This is a genomic window from Mesorhizobium loti R88b, from assembly GCF_013170845.1.
Taxonomy (GTDB): Bacteria; Pseudomonadota; Alphaproteobacteria; order Rhizobiales; family Rhizobiaceae; genus Mesorhizobium; species Mesorhizobium loti_B.
In genome coordinates this window covers 1599646-1613931 of the sequence record NZ_CP033367.1, presented here as the reverse complement: position 1 = coordinate 1613931, position 14286 = coordinate 1599646, and the positions used below count along the sequence as shown (strand labels likewise).

The 14286-nt window shown below is 62.7% G+C and carries 18 protein-coding genes; 8 read left to right on the top strand and 10 right to left on the bottom strand.

Translation table 11 applies throughout. The features are described from left to right. Positions 1 to 45 precede the first annotated feature (45 nt). Entirely contained in the window at positions 46 to 1293 is a 1248-nt protein-coding gene (locus EB235_RS07870; RefSeq protein ID WP_027031520.1) for an MFS transporter, read from the top strand. 31 nt (positions 1294 to 1324) lie between these two features. Continuing rightward, positions 1325 to 1588 (top strand): ArsR/SmtB family transcription factor, encoded by a 264-nt coding sequence (locus EB235_RS07865; protein WP_027031521.1) that lies wholly within the window; start codon positions 1325 to 1327, stop codon positions 1586 to 1588. A gap of 31 nt (positions 1589 to 1619) precedes the next feature. On the opposite strand, the gene EB235_RS07860 is transcribed toward EB235_RS07865, so the two are convergent. From EB235_RS07860 to EB235_RS07840, 5 genes are all read right to left on the bottom strand, one after another. Continuing rightward, positions 1620 to 2084 (bottom strand): SRPBCC family protein, encoded by a 465-nt coding sequence (locus tag EB235_RS07860; protein WP_027031522.1) that lies wholly within the window; start codon positions 2082 to 2084, stop codon positions 1620 to 1622. Positions 2085 to 2102: 18 nt separating this feature from the next. After that, positions 2103 to 2477 (bottom strand): nuclear transport factor 2 family protein, encoded by a 375-nt coding sequence (locus tag EB235_RS07855; RefSeq protein WP_027031523.1) that lies wholly within the window; start codon positions 2475 to 2477, stop codon positions 2103 to 2105. Between the two features lie 23 nt (positions 2478 to 2500). Continuing rightward, the gene (locus tag EB235_RS07850) at positions 2501 to 2827 is read right to left on the bottom strand and encodes an ArsR/SmtB family transcription factor (RefSeq protein WP_027031524.1); all 327 of its coding nucleotides are present in this window, start codon (positions 2825 to 2827) and stop codon (positions 2501 to 2503) included. 5 nt (positions 2828 to 2832) lie between these two features. Further along, positions 2833 to 3489: a glutathione S-transferase family protein gene (locus EB235_RS07845; protein ID WP_027031525.1), complete on the bottom strand. Its 657-nt coding sequence runs from the start codon at positions 3487 to 3489 to the stop codon at positions 2833 to 2835. Between the two features lie 122 nt (positions 3490 to 3611). After that, complete coding sequence (locus EB235_RS07840) at positions 3612 to 4448, bottom strand: alpha/beta fold hydrolase (protein WP_027031526.1); 837 nt, start codon at positions 4446 to 4448, stop codon at positions 3612 to 3614. 90 nt (positions 4449 to 4538) lie between these two features. On the opposite strand from EB235_RS07840, the gene EB235_RS07835 reads away from it, so the two are divergent. From EB235_RS07835 to EB235_RS07825, 3 genes are all read left to right on the top strand, one after another. Next, positions 4539 to 5060, top strand: a complete 522-nt coding sequence (locus tag EB235_RS07835) for a winged helix-turn-helix transcriptional regulator (protein WP_027031527.1) — start codon at positions 4539 to 4541, stop codon at positions 5058 to 5060. Positions 5061 to 5137: 77 nt separating this feature from the next. Continuing rightward, the gene (locus EB235_RS07830; protein ID WP_027031528.1) at positions 5138 to 5371 is read left to right on the top strand and encodes a hypothetical protein; all 234 of its coding nucleotides are present in this window, start codon (positions 5138 to 5140) and stop codon (positions 5369 to 5371) included. 192 nt (positions 5372 to 5563) lie between these two features. Then, positions 5564 to 5995, top strand: coding sequence for a GlcG/HbpS family heme-binding protein (locus EB235_RS07825; protein WP_027031529.1), 432 nt, complete (start codon positions 5564 to 5566; stop codon positions 5993 to 5995). A 171-nt stretch (positions 5996 to 6166) separates the two neighbouring features. Here the strand turns inward: EB235_RS07825 and EB235_RS07820 are convergent, their stop codons facing one another. The 3 genes from EB235_RS07820 to EB235_RS07810 form a co-directional block, all read right to left on the bottom strand. Then, positions 6167 to 6568, bottom strand: coding sequence for a hypothetical protein (locus tag EB235_RS07820; RefSeq protein ID WP_027031530.1), 402 nt, complete (start codon positions 6566 to 6568; stop codon positions 6167 to 6169). A gap of 235 nt (positions 6569 to 6803) precedes the next feature. Further along, positions 6804 to 6986: a 50S ribosomal protein L32 gene (rpmF, locus tag EB235_RS07815; protein WP_008834724.1), complete on the bottom strand. Its 183-nt coding sequence runs from the start codon at positions 6984 to 6986 to the stop codon at positions 6804 to 6806. Between the two features lie 141 nt (positions 6987 to 7127). Beyond that, the gene (locus tag EB235_RS07810; protein ID WP_027031531.1) at positions 7128 to 7889 is read right to left on the bottom strand and encodes a biosynthetic peptidoglycan transglycosylase; all 762 of its coding nucleotides are present in this window, start codon (positions 7887 to 7889) and stop codon (positions 7128 to 7130) included. A 222-nt stretch (positions 7890 to 8111) separates the two neighbouring features. Between EB235_RS07810 and EB235_RS07805 the strand changes: the two genes are divergently transcribed. After that, complete coding sequence (locus tag EB235_RS07805) at positions 8112 to 9029, top strand: polyprenyl synthetase family protein (RefSeq protein ID WP_051429704.1); 918 nt, start codon at positions 8112 to 8114, stop codon at positions 9027 to 9029. 55 nt (positions 9030 to 9084) lie between these two features. On the opposite strand, the gene EB235_RS07800 is transcribed toward EB235_RS07805, so the two are convergent. Beyond that, the gene (locus EB235_RS07800; RefSeq protein ID WP_027031533.1) at positions 9085 to 10119 is read right to left on the bottom strand and encodes an L-idonate 5-dehydrogenase; all 1035 of its coding nucleotides are present in this window, start codon (positions 10117 to 10119) and stop codon (positions 9085 to 9087) included. A 146-nt stretch (positions 10120 to 10265) separates the two neighbouring features. Between EB235_RS07800 and EB235_RS07795 the strand changes: the two genes are divergently transcribed. Beyond that, complete coding sequence (locus EB235_RS07795) at positions 10266 to 11021, top strand: SDR family oxidoreductase (protein ID WP_027031534.1); 756 nt, start codon at positions 10266 to 10268, stop codon at positions 11019 to 11021. 112 nt (positions 11022 to 11133) lie between these two features. Further along, positions 11134 to 13473 (top strand): response regulator, encoded by a 2340-nt coding sequence (locus tag EB235_RS07790; protein ID WP_027031535.1) that lies wholly within the window; start codon positions 11134 to 11136, stop codon positions 13471 to 13473. Positions 13474 to 13495: 22 nt separating this feature from the next. Here EB235_RS07790 and EB235_RS07785 read toward each other — a convergent pair whose 3' ends face one another. Then, positions 13496 to 14233 carry a class I SAM-dependent methyltransferase gene (locus tag EB235_RS07785; RefSeq protein WP_027031536.1) on the bottom strand — a complete coding sequence of 246 codons (738 nt, stop codon included), beginning with the start codon at positions 14231 to 14233 and terminating at the stop codon, positions 13496 to 13498. Between the last annotated feature and the right edge of the window lie 53 nt (positions 14234 to 14286).

The following is a 14286-nucleotide window of genomic DNA, read 5'->3' as shown; positions in this document are numbered from 1 at the left end:
ATGCGACTGTCTTCAGACCCTTCCAGAGTCCAGCCGGATAAAAAAATGCTCGCATCCTACAGGCCGATCCTTTCCCTGCTTCGCGGCACTGCCTTCCTGCTGGCGGCATCTGGATTGCATGGACTGCTGTTGCCGCTGCGTGGCCAGCTGGAGGGTTTCTCCACCGCATCGCTCGGCCTGATGGGTACGGCCTGGGCCGGCGGCTTCGTCACCGGCTGCTTCTTCGCGCCGCGTCTCGTGCGCCGCGCGGGGCATGTGCGCGCTTTCGGCGCCTTTGCCGCGTCCGGCGCCATCGTGGCGCTGCTCACCGGCCTGATCATCGACGAATATGTCTGGATCCTGCTGCGCGCCTTCACCGGCTTTACCATGGCCGGTGCCTTCATGGTCATCGAGAGCTGGCTGAACGAGAAAGCTACCAACGAAAATCGAGGCACCGTCTTCGGCCTCTACATGATGGTCACCTATGCCTCGATCATGGGCGGCCAGATGATCGTTGCCGGCGGCGACGTCAAGTCGGCGTCGCTGTTCATGATCACCGGCATCCTGTTCTGCCTGTCGCTGATCCCGACCGCGGTGTCGACGGCCTCGCATCCCAAGCCGCTGCAGGACGTCAAGCTCGACGTCAAGGGGCTCTACGCCAACTCGCCGGTGTCGGCGGTCGCTTGCCTGTTGGTCGGCATCGCCAACGGCGCCTGGGGCACGCTGGGTGCCGTCTATGGTGCGCGCATCGGCATCTCGACGCCCGAGATCGCACTGATGATGAGCCTTGTCGTCGTTGCGGGCGCCGCCATGCAGCTGCCGGCCGGGCGCCTGTCCGACAAGACCGACCGGCGTTACGTGCTCGCCGGCGCCGCTTTCGGCGGGGCGTTGGTGGCGCTCTTGATCTTCCTGTTCGAGCCGCGCTCTGCCATCTTCGTTATCGTCCTGACCGCCGCTTACGGCGCCTTCGCCTACACGCTCTATTCGATCGCCGTGGCACATGCCAACGACCACGCGCGGTCGGAAGATTTCGTCAAGGTGTCGGGCGGCCTGCTGCTGCTTTACGGCTTCGGCACCATGATCGGCCCCTTGCTGGCGGCGGCACTGATGGGCTGGATGCGCCCGGAGGGGCTGTTCCTGGCAACCGCCTTCGCGCATCTCTGCCTCGCCGGCTACACGCTGCTGCGCATCAGCCGCCGCGCTCCGGTGCCGATCGAAAATCGCGATGCCTTCAAGACGCAGCCGGCCGACCGGTCGGTGACACCGGAAGCATTGCGGCTCGATCCAAGAAGAAAAGCAGAAGCAAACAGTTGAGATTCGAAAAACTTTGCCTCACAAATGAGACATGATGTTTTCCGACGCCTTCATGGCGATCGCCGACCCCAATCGGCGCCACCTTCTGGAAGAACTTCGACGCGGTCCGAAGACCGTCAACGAGTTGGCCGCCGGATTGCCCGTCTCACGCCCGGCCGTATCCCAGCATCTGAAAGTGTTGCTCGATGCCGGCCTGGTCAATGCCAAGGCTGAAGGCACGCGGCGTGTTTATACGGTAAGCAATGCCGGCTTCCTGAAACTCAACATCTGGCTCGACCAGTTCTGGGAAGCCTGACCCTTTCAGGCCGCCGCCTGATCAACCGCCTTCAGTTCTTCGTGCCCAGGGAGGCGCCGAGCATATCGAGCAACACGCCTGTCCCGTGCTCGCGTGTCTCCGACTTGTCATGGCCATCGAGAAAAGCGCCCTGCTCGGTCAGCACCAGCCGCGTGCCCTTGCCCTCGGCAAAAAGTTCGATCGTGGCCAGCGACACCGAGATCCTGATATCGCCGAACAGCATGTCGTAGCTGTAAACGATGCGCTGGTCCTGCACGATGTCCTGATAGGTGGCGGTGTAGATGTGAATCGGCCCATCCTTTGGCTCACCGGCATTGACCTCCTTGCCGCCGACGCGGAAGTCCATCTCGAAGCGGCCGGGCATCGGGTTGTCGGGATCGGTGAACCAGCGCCGCTTGGCGTCAAGGTTGCTGAGCGCGAAAAAGACTTTCGCCGGCGCCACCGGATAGAGACGTTCGATGACGAAGGTAGAGTGGACGACGGAACGTTCGGTCATGGATTGCTCCCGTGTTGGTCAGCTTGACTGGTTCTGCGGAATGAAAACGCCTTCGCGATAGGAGGCGCCGAAATAGACCTCGACGCTGCGCAGTTGGTCGCCGCGAAACGCATGCAGTTCGGTATTGCGGAAGGTTTTGCCGTCAAGCGTTTCGCAGCGGTAGAGGACAAAGGCGGCATCCACGTCTTCGCTGATCCGCTCGATTGTAATCGACTTGAAGACGGGACTGTCCGGCCAGCAACGGGCGAAATAGGTCGCGCGGTCGATGGCATCGTCATAGGGGCTGGTAAACGTGAAGTCGTCCGTCAGCATCGTCTCGGCGACATCGCGCTCATTTGCCTGATAGGCAGCGAAATAGAACCGGATCAGCTCCGCCCTTGCTTTGGCAGCCATGCTCGTTCTCCCTGTTGTTCAACTCATTCGCTCTCGGCGAGAAAATCACCGAGCCGGTCCAGACGGCGCTCCCAGGCGCGGCGCCGCTCATTGATCCAGTGCTCGGCAGCCCGCAGCGCCTTCGGCTCGATCTGGCAGGTGCGAACCCGTCCAACCTTCTGCGTGCGGACAAGTCCGCTCGCCTCGAGCACGTTGAGATGCTGGACGACGGCCGACAGCGACATCGCCAGCGGCTCGGCCAGCTGGCTGACCGAGGCGGGGCCGCGCGACAGCCGGTCGACCATCTGTCGCCGCGCCGGATCGGCGAGCGCCTGGAACATCCGGTCGAGCTGGGCGGGATCGTGCAGCATTGCGATCAGCCGTTGTTGTAGGGGAAGAACTTGAAGTAGGGCTGCGCCTCCTCGATCACCCTGGCGAAGGCAGGGCGCTGCAGCAAGCGGTCATGATAGCGTTTCACGGCCGGGTACTTGTCACCGAACGGCTCGACCTTGTTGGCATAGAACAGCGCCGGGGACGCCGCGCAGTCGGCCATGGTGAAGCTGTCGCCCATCGCCCAGATCTTCGACTGCATGTCCTCTTCGATGATGGCGTAGGAAGTGCGCAGTTGGCCGCGCGCCTGCTCGACGCCGAACGGATCGGTCTTGTCCTGTGGCCGCAACCGATCGCCGACGATCTTCTGCATCGGCTCCTGCACATAGAAATCATAGAAGCGGTCGGCCTGGCGGACGGCAAGTGCGCGGTCGATGCCGGCGGGAACGAGTTGGACCGGCCCGCGATAGTGCGCGTCGAGATATTCGACGACGATGGTCGATTCCAGCACCGTGCGGTCGCGCGCATCGTCGCGCAGTGCCGGCATCTTGCCGGTCGGCGAAATTTTCAGGAAGGCCGCGCGCGACTGCTCGTCGCCAAGATCGACAATGGCCGGGTGGAAGGCCGTGCCGTTTTCATAAAGCGCGATCAACGGCTTCCAGCAGAAGGAGGCCAGCGGATGGAAATGCAGCGTCAGGGACATTTCTTGCTCGTTTGTTTTCTGGTTCATCGATGGCGGGCGGTGTGCATCCGCTTGGTCAACACTGAAGCATTTACTTAACTATTGCGACGAACCTTGAACGTCAAGCCCGCCCCCTCAAAGTCTCAATGGGATTCGATATGCGCGACGATGGCGGCTGATATCGCCGGCCAGTCCTGCGGGTGCAGTTCGTGGCCGCCGCCCTCGATGCGAAGCAGTTTTGCACCGGCGACCGCCTCGGCCAGTGCTTCGCCGTGTTCGACCGGAAAGATCGGGTCCGCTGTGCCATGGATGACCAGCAGCGGCGCCGCCATCGCCGGCAGGCGGCCCTTCCACACATCGCCGCCCTTGAGCGAAAAATGATTGGTTGCGCTCAGGAAGCCACCAGAGCGGTCGTAGTCCCGTTCGATGAAGGCGCGCATCCCGGCTTCGTCGAAGGGATGCGCGATGCCAGCGATAGCCCGCGTATCTCTGACCATGAAATCGATCACCTGGCGGCGGTCCGACCAGTCGACATCAGCCCCCTCGGCCGAATGCTCGGCATAGGCATCGGTCGTCTGCGGCAGATGCGAGGTATCCATCCCCATCGGTGAGCTGCTGATCACGGTCAGCGACGCGACACGGGACGGATGCTTGAGTGCCACGCGTTGCGCGATGATGCCGCCCATCGACATGCCGGCGACATGGGCCATGTCGATGCCGTGGCTGTCGAGGACATCGATCGCATCATCGGCCATGTCGTCGAATGTGTAGGGCGGCTGGCCCGGCGGATATTTGGTCGAGCGGCCGGTATCGCGATTGTCGAAGCGGATCACATACAGGCCGGCGTCCGAAAGCTTTCCGCAAAGCGCATCTGGCCACCACAGCATCGAGGCCATCGCCCCCATGATCAGCAGCAGCGCGGGATTCGCCGGATCGCCAAAGGCTTCGGATATGATCTCGGATCGGTCGATCGTGGTCATCGCGGCCTCCTCATCTGATTGCACTTTGCAATCGGTTGCACCATAATAAAACTGATACGATAATGCAACTGGTTTTATGGAGAGAATCGAATGAGCCTCGATCGCCGATCCGGCTGCCCGATCAACCTGTCGCTGGAAGTGTTCGGAGATCGCTGGAGCCTGATCATCCTTCGCGACATGATTTTCGGCGGTAAGCGCCATTTTCGCGAGCTGCTCAACGGATCGATGGAAGGCATTGCCTCCAACATCCTCGCCGACCGGCTGAAGCGTTTGATGCAGCTCGGCATGCTGACCAAGGCTGACGACCCCTCGCACAAGCAGAAGGCGATCTACAGCCTGACCGAGATGGCCATCACGCTGGTGCCGATCCTGGCCCATCTCGGCGCCTGGGGCCGCGTCTGGCTGCCGACCAGCGAGGAACTCTCGATCCGCGCCGAGCTCCTGGAAAAAGGCGGACCGCCAATGTGGGAGAAATTCATGGACGAGTTGCGCCATGAGCATCTCGGTACGCCGCTCGATACGGCGTCCGGTCCTTCTGTCCGCGCGACCTTGCGGGCGGCTTATGAGGCTGTGGTCGCCAGCAAGGCTCTCAGCGCCAGCCCGGCCGCCTGATCAACTTATTTTCCCGTTCGAGGGCCGGCTCTGCTAGAAGATACGGAAAATCACAATTCAAGCGATTGGATAATGTCTTGGTTGAGAACTCTAGGGATAGTGCCCGCGCGCGTGCCGATCAGCGCTTCAAGAAGCAGGAAGAGGCCGCAACGGTCCGCCAGAAAGCAATGGCGGAATATGTCGCCGAGAGCGACGCCCGCAAGGCAAAGACCGACAAGCTGAGGGCCCTGCGGCTCGCCAAGGAAGCCGAAGACCTTGCCGACGTGCCGGCAGCGCCCGCCAAGAAGCCTGCACGCGCCAAGAAAAAGTAGCGCGCTGTTATCCACCAGTTTCGTCATCGCCCTTGATCTGGTGAGAGTTGATTGCATCAGCGCATTGCCGCGTTCGCGGCGCGATCCGAATAAGCCTCATCCCGCCTTCTCACGCGAAGCAATTTCAATCGAAACCGGGATTGCATCGGCCGGCCGGCGGCCGATGATTGTCCCTTTCAACAGGAGCTTGCCATGACCGCACTGCCGCTCGAAAAAGCCAGGCAAATCATCGATGCCGCCTTCACCAAGGGGGCCGACCTCAAGCTCAAGCCGCTCGGCGTCTCGGTGCTTGACGCCGGCGGCCATCTGGTCGCTTTCCAGCGCCAGGACGGCGCCTCGTTCCTGCGCCCGCAAATGTCGGCCGGCAAGGCCTATGGCGCGCTGGCGATCGGCATGGGCTCGCGCAAGGTCGAGGCCTTCGCCAAAGAGCGCCCGCATCTGGTCGCCGGCATTTCCGACGTGTCGGGCGGACGCGTGCTGCCGGTGGTCGGCGGCGTGCTGATCCGCGACAAGGCCGGCGCCATCATCGGCGCCGTCGGCATTTCCGGCGACACGTCGGACAATGACGAGGCAGCGGCCATCGCCGGCATCGAGGCCGCCGGCTTCACCGCCGATCCGGGCTGAGCATCCTTCGACATCCCACATCGAAGCGGGGCTGCTTTGAGATTCAGGTCAGGCCGAGCCGAGAAGGATGGATTCCGAGAATCGGAACGGAGCGTACTTTTGGGTACGTGAGTACCGGAAGCGCAGGAAGCCACCCTTCGCAGGCCGGCATCACCTGAATATCAATGCAGCCTAATTCAGGTTGATATCCCGGCTGGCCGACCGCATCGACACCGCGAACCCGGCCAGCACATCGAACAGCGCGATGATCATCAGCGTGAAGAAGATCGAGTGCGCGGCGCCCTTGACCAGCAGGAACTCGACCAGGAAAGCGACGAAGACCAGCGTCGAAAGAAGATGGTCCATGATCGAGGCGCTGGTCGTGCGCGCCGACTTCACCATTTCGAGGAACAGGAAGATCAGCCCGATCAGCACCAGCAGGTCGCCGAGCGTCATCGAGAACACCCCGCCCGACATCATGTGGAACGAGAAGATCTCGCTCGCCCACGGATCGTCGCCGCCGCCGAAAATTCCGAGCAGGCCGAGATTGTAGAGAATGAAAGGCACGATCAAAAGCGGGACGGCACCGAACATCTGGCGTCTCCATATGGGGGCACCTTCTGTAGAATGCGCCACGGGCACGCCGTCAAGATTTTTCGTGCAAAGCCGCCAACACGCTCGAAGACTGGATGCAACAACCATGTCAGCCGCTGCCAGCGATGGCCGAGAAGGCAACGTGAGCTTCAGCTCCGGTGAATTAGCCCGCCAAACGCAAAAAGACCGGCCAGAGGCCGGTCCTTTGTAACTCGAACCCTAGAAAAAGCTGGTCTCAGCTTTCCTTGGGGGTCAGCACCTGGCGACCGCGATACATGCCGGTCTTCAGGTCGATGTGGTGCGGGCGGCGCATTTCGCCGGAATTCTTGTCCTCGACATAGGTCGGGGCCTTGAGGGCGTCGGCCGAGCGGCGCATGCCGCGCTTGGACGGAGAGGTTTTGCGTTTCGGAACGGCCATGGATATGCTCCATTACATGGTCAAAAGCCCCGCCCGCCCTCGTGAAAGGGCCATGTCGGGGCCTAAATCTGAGAAAGTCGGGTGCCTATACACGCCCGATGCGGTTTTGGCCAGCACTGCAGTGAATCTTTTTTGTACCGGCTAGTCGAGGCAGCCGACATAAGCACCGGAACGGCCGGCACGCCGCTCGATCAGATTGGCAAGCCGTCTGAGCCCCGGCCCGGGTTTCGCCGGATTGCGGGCGATCGGATTGGGCAGAGTGACGGCGAGCAATGCCGCCTGCCGCCGTGACAGCTGTTTTGCCGAAATGCCGAAATGATGCTGCGCCGCGGCCTCGATTCCGTAGATGCCCGGCCCCCATTCGGCGATGTTGAGATAGATCTCCATGATGCGGCGTTTCGACATCACCGCGTCGAAATAGACCGCCAGCGGCAGTTCGACGACCTTGCGCACCGAGCCCAGCGGCCGCGACCACAGGAACAGGTTCTTCACCGTCTGCATGGTGATGGTCGAGGCGCCACGCGTCGCCTCGCCGGCCAGCGCATCGTCGACCACGCCGCGCAATTCGCCGAGATCGACGCCGCGGTGGAAGCAGAACTGCCCATCCTCCGACATGATGACGGAATGGGCCAATACCGGCGCAACATCATCGATCGACACCCAGCGCCGGTCATAGCCGGAGAAGGTCGCCAGATCCTTCAGCATCAGCGTCGACACCGGATGCACGAAGGACGGCAGGTAAAGGAAGGTCAGCACCGCCGGGATAAGCGCCAGCACTGCGGCCACGACAATGCCGCGCCGGACCCAGCGCCTGAGACCGCGGCGGTTCACGCCCCGCGATCTCGTCGCCATGTCCAGCTTTTCGGTTTCATGATCGACGATCGGTTCCGCCAAGCCGCCCAACCCGTACCAGCGAGCTCGTTTCGAAACTCGCTCCTGTGAGTCATATGACGGTGTTTTCGAGAACCGGAGCGGAGCGTACATTCGAGTACGTGAGCACCGGAAGCGCAGAAAACGCCGTCAGATGACCGCAGGAGTAGAGTTTCCAAACGGGCTCTTACTGCTCCGGCATAATGGCGCTTGCCTTCTTGCGCAACGTCTGAGTGTCGGCTACCGCTCCCGGCCATGACGAATGACGACGAAATGGCGTTCGAAATGGCGCTCATCAGGCGGGCGGCGGCCGTCGAGGTGCTGCTGCGGCGGTTGCTTGACCATCGTCCGCTTTCGGGCGAGATCGCGCGGCCCGACCGGCTGATGGCGGCGATGCGCCACGGCGTACTGAATGGCGGCAAGCGCCTGCGCCCGTTTCTGGTCATGGAAAGCGCTGCCTTGTTTTCCGCCGACGGCGAAGCGGCACTGCGTGTGGCAGCCGCGCTCGAATGTGTACATTGCTATTCGCTGATCCATGACGATTTGCCGGCGATGGATGACGATGATCTGCGCCGCGGCCAGCCGACCGTGCACAAGGCCTTCGACGAGGCGACGGCCATCCTGGCCGGTGACGCCTTGCTGACGCTTGCCTTCGACATCATCGCCGGCGAGGCAACCATGCTGCCGGCCGAGCGGCGCGTGGCCTTGGTGCTGGCGCTGACCCGGGCCGCCGGCGCCGGCGGCATGGTCGGTGGCCAGAAGCTCGACCTCGAAGCCGAACAGACACCGCCCGACGAGGCCGGCATCATAAGGCTGCAGGCGATGAAGACCGGCGCGCTGATCCGTTTCGCCTGCGAAGCCGGCGCCATTATCGCTGGCGCTTCGTCCGAAGACCGCGAGAGGCTGGCCGAATTCGGCTCGGCGATCGGCCTTGCCTTCCAGCTTGCCGATGACCTGCTGGACCTGACGGCTGACGCCAGCCAGATGGGCAAGGCGACCGGCAAGGACGCCGCCGCCGGCAAGGGAACGCTGGTGGCGCTGCACGGTGCGAACTGGGCGCGCAGCCAGCTGCATGGCCTTGTCGAACAAGCCCATGCGCTGCTCGAGCCCTATGGCGACCAGGCGGCGCTGCTAAGGCAAGCCGCGACCTTCGTCGCCGCGCGCAAGAGCTGATCGCCGGCGCCGGCTGCGTCAAGCACCGAATTCAGGGAAGCGGGCAAGCAGACCCTCACGCGAAAGCGATCTGGACCTTCATCGCCTGGCTGCGGTCATTGGCGAGGTCGAAGCCGGACAGAGCCTCGTCCAGCGCCACGGTATGCGTGATCAGCGGCTTCACATCGATCAATCCCTTGCGCATCAGCTCGACCCCTATGGCGAATTCCGGATGGAAGCGGAACGAGCCGTTGAGCGTCAACTCCTTGGTGGTGATCGCCGACATCGGCAACGCCATCTCGGCGCCGCCGAGGCCGATCTGGACGATGGTGCCGCGTGGACGCAACGCGGCGATGCCTTGTGCCAACGCTGCCGCTGACCCCGAGCATTCATAGAGGATATCGAACGTCCCCTTGTCGGCCAGATAAGGCGCCAATCCCTCGGGCTCGGTCCGGCTGTTGATCGCCTTGTCGGCGCCGGCACGCAGCGCCATCGACAGGGTGAAATCGGTCAGATCGACGGCGACGATCTCGGCAGCCCCAGCGCGCCGCGCGCACAGGATCGACAGCAAACCGATCGGCCCGCAGCCGGTCACCAGCACCCGCTTGCCAAGCATTTCGCCGGCCCGCCTTGTGGCGTGGAGGCACACCGCCAGCGGTTCGGCCATCGCGGCCTCGCCTGATGTCAGCCCATCGGCCGGCACGCATTGCGGCGCATCCGCCACCAGCATTTCGCGGAACGCGCCCTGGATGTGCGGGAACGGCATGGCGCTGCCATAGAAGCGCATGTTGAGGCACTGATTGTGCATGCCTTCGCGGCAATAGCGGCAGGTATAGCAAGGCCGCGATGGCGAGACGGCGACCAGTTGACCAGCCTCCAGGCCGGTGACGCCGGGACCGACCTTCTCAATGCGACCGGAAACCTCGTGGCCGAGGATCATCGGCTCTTTGAGACGCACCGTTCCGAAGCCGCCATGATTGTAGTAGTGCAGGTCGCTGCCGCAAATGCCGCCGGTGGCGAGACGCAACAGCACCTGGCCGGTGCCGGGTTCCTCGACCGGGCGGTCTTCGATGCGCAGGTCCTTTGCGGCGTGGATGACGACCGACTTCATGCAGGCAAACTCCCAGGCAATTCCAGCAGCAGCATCAACATAAGCCGCGCGTCAACGGCGTACCAGCTTGCCTATCGCCTTGCGCGCCTGCACCAGTTTCGCTTCACTTGACCCAACCGTATTCGGCAATGAGAGGCAATCGGCAAATGTCATCCACCTTGTTTGATCTCAGCGGCCGCCGGGCACTCGTAACCGGCTCATCGCAAGGCATCGGGTTCGGCTTGGCCAAGGGCCTGGCGCAGGCCGGTGCAAAGGTGGTCCTCAACGGCCGTGACGAGGCAAAGCTTGCCGCTGCGGCGGCGCAGATTTCCGGGGCGGAAACACTTGTCTTCGACGCGACCGACCATGACGCGGTCCGCGCCGCGATCGACAGCTTCGAGTTGAGCAACGGGCCGATCGACATCTTGGTCAACAATGCCGGCATGCAGTTCCGCACGCCGCTCGAGGATTTTCCCGCCGATGCGTTCGAGCGCCTGTTGCAGACCAATGTCGCCAGCGTGTTCCATGTCGGCCAGGCCGTGGCGCGCCACATGATCAGACGCGGCCGCGGCAAGATCATCAACATCGGCTCCGTGCAGACCGCACTCGCCCGCCCCGGCATCGCCCCCTATACGGCAACGAAAGGCGCGGTCGGCAACCTGACCAAGGGCATGGCGACGGACTGGGCGAAATATGGCCTGCAATGCAACGCCATCGCACCCGGCTATTTCGACACGCCGCTCAATGCAGCCCTTGTCGCCGACCCGGCCTTCAGCGGCTGGCTCGAAAAGCGCACGCCAGCCGGCCGCTGGGGCAAGGTCGAGGAACTGGTCGGGGCCTGCGTGTTCCTGGCTTCCGATGCCTCGTCCTTTGTCAACGGCCATATACTCTATGTCGACGGTGGCATCACCGCATCGATCTGATCCGCAGCGCCGTGCCACGGAGCAATCACGCTGCTCGCGCGCGAACGAAATCTTAATGTAAATGAAGCGTAATCCCGGTCGTTAAAATAATGCGTATGTGTTGGGGTTGCGCATGCCGGAATATTCTTCCTTCATCCGGTTTGTCCGGATTCGCTATCTTTCAGGATTGCTGATTTTCGCGCTGGCCTCCACGGCCATCATGTTTGGGCTCAACCGTGTCAATTCCTTCCGTCATGAGATCGATGGGCTGAGCAGCAACCTCGTCGTCTTCACCCGCGACCTGCGCAATGCGACCAGCTTCGCCGAGACAACCGGCTCGGCCTGGCGCAACGAAACGCGCGATGCGCTGACCGCATCGGCGCGCGACCATTCCGTACGCCTGACCAGCGAGATCGAGACGCTGGGCGTCCAGTTCGCCGCGATACATCAGCGGCTGTCGGCCAATACCGTCAACGAACTCGAAGCCTCCTCGGTCAACGGCGACCTGTTCTGGTCGGCGCGCGACATGGTGCGCAACCTCAATTTGATGTCGGTGGCGCAAAAGGGCGATGAATGGAGCTACCGGGAAATCCGCAACCAGAACGACCTGTTTGTCCAGCCGATGCTGGTCCGTATCCGCACCGCGATGGACGAGGAGCGCCATCTGGCCGATGCGTCCAGCGACCGGCTGCTGCTGTGGGCGAGCGGCCTGTTGTTCGGCGTGCTAGCTGTCGTCGCCTTCTGGGTCTTCCGGCCGATGGAACAGGCGATCCGCCGCGCCTTTGCCCAATCCGCCGAATCCCTGTTCAAGGCCGAGGCCGCCGACCGCGCCAAGTCCGAATTCCTGGCCAATATGAGCCATGAGATCCGTACGCCGATGAACGGCGTGCTGGGGATGGCCGAATTGCTGGCCAAGACTGACCTCACACCTCGCCAGAAGACCTTCACCGATGTCATCGTCAAATCCGGCAATGCGCTGCTCACCATCATCAACGACATCCTCGACTTCTCGAAGATCAATGCCGGACAGTTGACGCTGGACCCTGCCCCCTTCCGCCTCGCCGAAGCGGTCGAGGATGTGGCGACGCTGGTCTCGGCGCGCGTTGCCGAAAAGAACCTCGAGCTGATCGTGCGGGTCGATCCGCGCCTGCCTGCCTATGTCGTCGGCGACGCCGGCCGCTTCCGGCAGATCGTCACCAACCTGGTCGGCAATGCGGTGAAGTTCACCGAGAAGGGCCATGTGCTGATCGATGTCGGCGGCGAGACCGTCAACGACGTGGTCCAGCTCAAGCTGCGGGTCGAGGACACCGGCATCGGCATCCCGGCCGAGAAACTGCAGAACGTGTTCGAGAAATTCGCCCAGGTCGATGGGTCCTCGACCCGCCGCCACGAAGGCACCGGCCTTGGGCTGGCTATTGCCGCCCGCCTTGTCGACCTGATGGCCGGCAAGATCGGCGTCGAGAGCGAGATCGGGCGCGGCTCCGTCTTCTGGTTCGCGGTGCCGCTGTCCGTACACCGTGCCGAGGCCCGCGACGCGATCGTTCCGGTCGACGTCACCGGCGCGCGCGTGCTGGTCATCGACGACAATCCGGTCAACCGTGAGATCCTGCTTGAGCAGCTCAGAAGCTGGAGCTTCGACTGCGCCGCCGCCGAAAGCGGCGCGATGGGGCTCGCCTTCCTCGATCGGGCCTGCCAGTTGGGTGCCAGCGTCGACTGCATCATCCTCGACTACCAGATGCCCGGCATGAACGGCGCCGATGTCGCCCGGGCCATCGCTGCCGACAGCCGGCTTTCTTCCATCCCGATCGTCATCCTGACCTCGGTCGACCAGGTCGATTTCGGCAAGATGATCATCGATTTCGGCATTGCCGCGCATCTGACCAAGCCGGCGCGCTCGGCGGTCCTGCTCGGCACGGTCATCTCGGTTATCCAGAAGGCCCGTTCGCAGGTCGGCAAGGCGCATTTCGTTCGCGAGCCGGTCCAGCCGATGCCGCAGACGGCTCCGCCTGCCTTCACCGTCATTCGTGGTCCTGCCCTGCCGGTCGCGACAGCGCCGGAATCGACCACCGCGCTGAACGGCCCGATCGATATCCTCATCGCCGAGGACAATGACGTGAACCAGCTGGTGTTCGGCCAGATCCTCAACGGGCTCGGCTTGAGCTACCGCATCGCCGGCAATGGCCGTACCGCGGTCGAGATGTACCGGTCGCTGCATCCGAAACTGATCCTGATGGATGTCTCGATGCCCGAGATGAACGGCTACGAGGCGACCCGCGCCATCCGGGCGATCGAGGCCTCGTCGGGCGGTCACATCCCGATCATCGGCGTCACGGCGCACGCACTGAAGGGCGATCGCGACAAATGCATCGAGGCCGGCATGGACGACTATCTGCCGAAGCCGGTCTCGCCGGACCGACTGGGTACGAAAATCGGCACCTGGCTCAGCGAGACGGTGGTGGCGAAGACGGCTTAGTCTTGACCGGCCGGTTGCCGGATCAGCGCAATCTGCCGATCGGAATGATTTCCGGAGCGCTATCAACGTAAGATTCGCCGTGCCAATTGCCAAGCCATTGCTCGACCAGTAGGCCCGCTTCGTTGAGCATCCTGGCAAGGTCTTCCTTCGCCGGGAACGCGATCTTCGATTCGGCTCCCAGAATCTTGTCGCCGCCTGGAATTTCATAGAACGTCGAATAGGTGACGATACCGGTCACGGCATCGCACTCGAAATCATTCCAGGATTTCACCGCGCCAAGGCTGGGATGCATAACGATCCGTTCGGAGCGCCGGGGCGTCCATTCCTGCCACTCATTCGCAACCGGATTTCGGCTGTCGAAAATGAAGAGACCATCCGGCGCAAGATGTTCGGCGATGGTGCGCAGGACTGCTGATTGATCCTCAGGCGTCAGAAACACCTGGAAAGCATGCCCGGTCAGCAGCACCAGATCGAAGCGCCGGCCGAGCCGAACTGTTCGCGCGTCTCCCTCAATCCAGTCGACCTTGTCTCCACCAGGCCTGCTGCGCCCGACATCGAGCATCGGCGACGCTGGATCGACGCCGGTGACACTGCGCCCGTGGCTGAGCGCAGCGGCCAGTTGCCCGGTGCCGCAGCCGAGATCAAGAACCGAGCGGGCATCTTCGGCGAAACCGACGCAATAATTGAAATCGTCGCCGCCTATGTTCTCGATATCGTAGAACTGGACGAGATCGGGGTCGCTGTAGAGTCTGTCGGTCATGGCGGGCGCCTATAACCGAAATTTTTACCGCATGCGACAAGCAAATCGCTGGT

What these genes read in the sequence shown, in the direction of transcription:
- rpmF (WP_008834724.1), bottom strand. Translation starts at nt 6,986, where the DNA reads ATGGCCGTTCCGAAACGCAAAACCTCTCCGTCCAAGCGCGGCATGCGC.
- EB235_RS07835 (WP_027031527.1), top strand. Translation starts at nt 4,539, where the DNA reads ATGAGCCTCGATCGCCGATCCGGCTGCCCGATCAACCTGTCGCTGGAA.
- EB235_RS07860 (WP_027031522.1), bottom strand. Translation starts at nt 2,084, where the DNA reads ATGACCGAACGTTCCGTCGTCCACTCTACCTTCGTCATCGAACGTCTC.
- EB235_RS07850 (WP_027031524.1), bottom strand. Translation starts at nt 2,827, where the DNA reads ATGCTGCACGATCCCGCCCAGCTCGACCGGATGTTCCAGGCGCTCGCC.
- EB235_RS07785 (WP_027031536.1), bottom strand. Translation starts at nt 14,233, where the DNA reads ATGACCGACAGACTCTACAGCGACCCCGATCTCGTCCAGTTCTACGAT.
- EB235_RS07840 (WP_027031526.1), bottom strand. Translation starts at nt 4,448, where the DNA reads ATGACCACGATCGACCGATCCGAGATCATATCCGAAGCCTTTGGCGAT.
- EB235_RS07790 (WP_027031535.1), top strand. Translation starts at nt 11,134, where the DNA reads ATGCCGGAATATTCTTCCTTCATCCGGTTTGTCCGGATTCGCTATCTT.
- EB235_RS07855 (WP_027031523.1), bottom strand. Translation starts at nt 2,477, where the DNA reads ATGGCTGCCAAAGCAAGGGCGGAGCTGATCCGGTTCTATTTCGCTGCC.
- EB235_RS07845 (WP_027031525.1), bottom strand. Translation starts at nt 3,489, where the DNA reads ATGTCCCTGACGCTGCATTTCCATCCGCTGGCCTCCTTCTGCTGGAAG.
- EB235_RS07795 (WP_027031534.1), top strand. Translation starts at nt 10,266, where the DNA reads ATGTCATCCACCTTGTTTGATCTCAGCGGCCGCCGGGCACTCGTAACC.
- EB235_RS07820 (WP_027031530.1), bottom strand. Translation starts at nt 6,568, where the DNA reads ATGTTCGGTGCCGTCCCGCTTTTGATCGTGCCTTTCATTCTCTACAAT.
- EB235_RS07865 (WP_027031521.1), top strand. Translation starts at nt 1,325, where the DNA reads ATGATGTTTTCCGACGCCTTCATGGCGATCGCCGACCCCAATCGGCGC.
- EB235_RS07870 (WP_027031520.1), top strand. Translation starts at nt 46, where the DNA reads ATGCTCGCATCCTACAGGCCGATCCTTTCCCTGCTTCGCGGCACTGCC.
- EB235_RS07800 (WP_027031533.1), bottom strand. Translation starts at nt 10,119, where the DNA reads ATGAAGTCGGTCGTCATCCACGCCGCAAAGGACCTGCGCATCGAAGAC.
- EB235_RS07825 (WP_027031529.1), top strand. Translation starts at nt 5,564, where the DNA reads ATGACCGCACTGCCGCTCGAAAAAGCCAGGCAAATCATCGATGCCGCC.
- EB235_RS07805 (WP_051429704.1), top strand. Translation starts at nt 8,112, where the DNA reads ATGACGAATGACGACGAAATGGCGTTCGAAATGGCGCTCATCAGGCGG.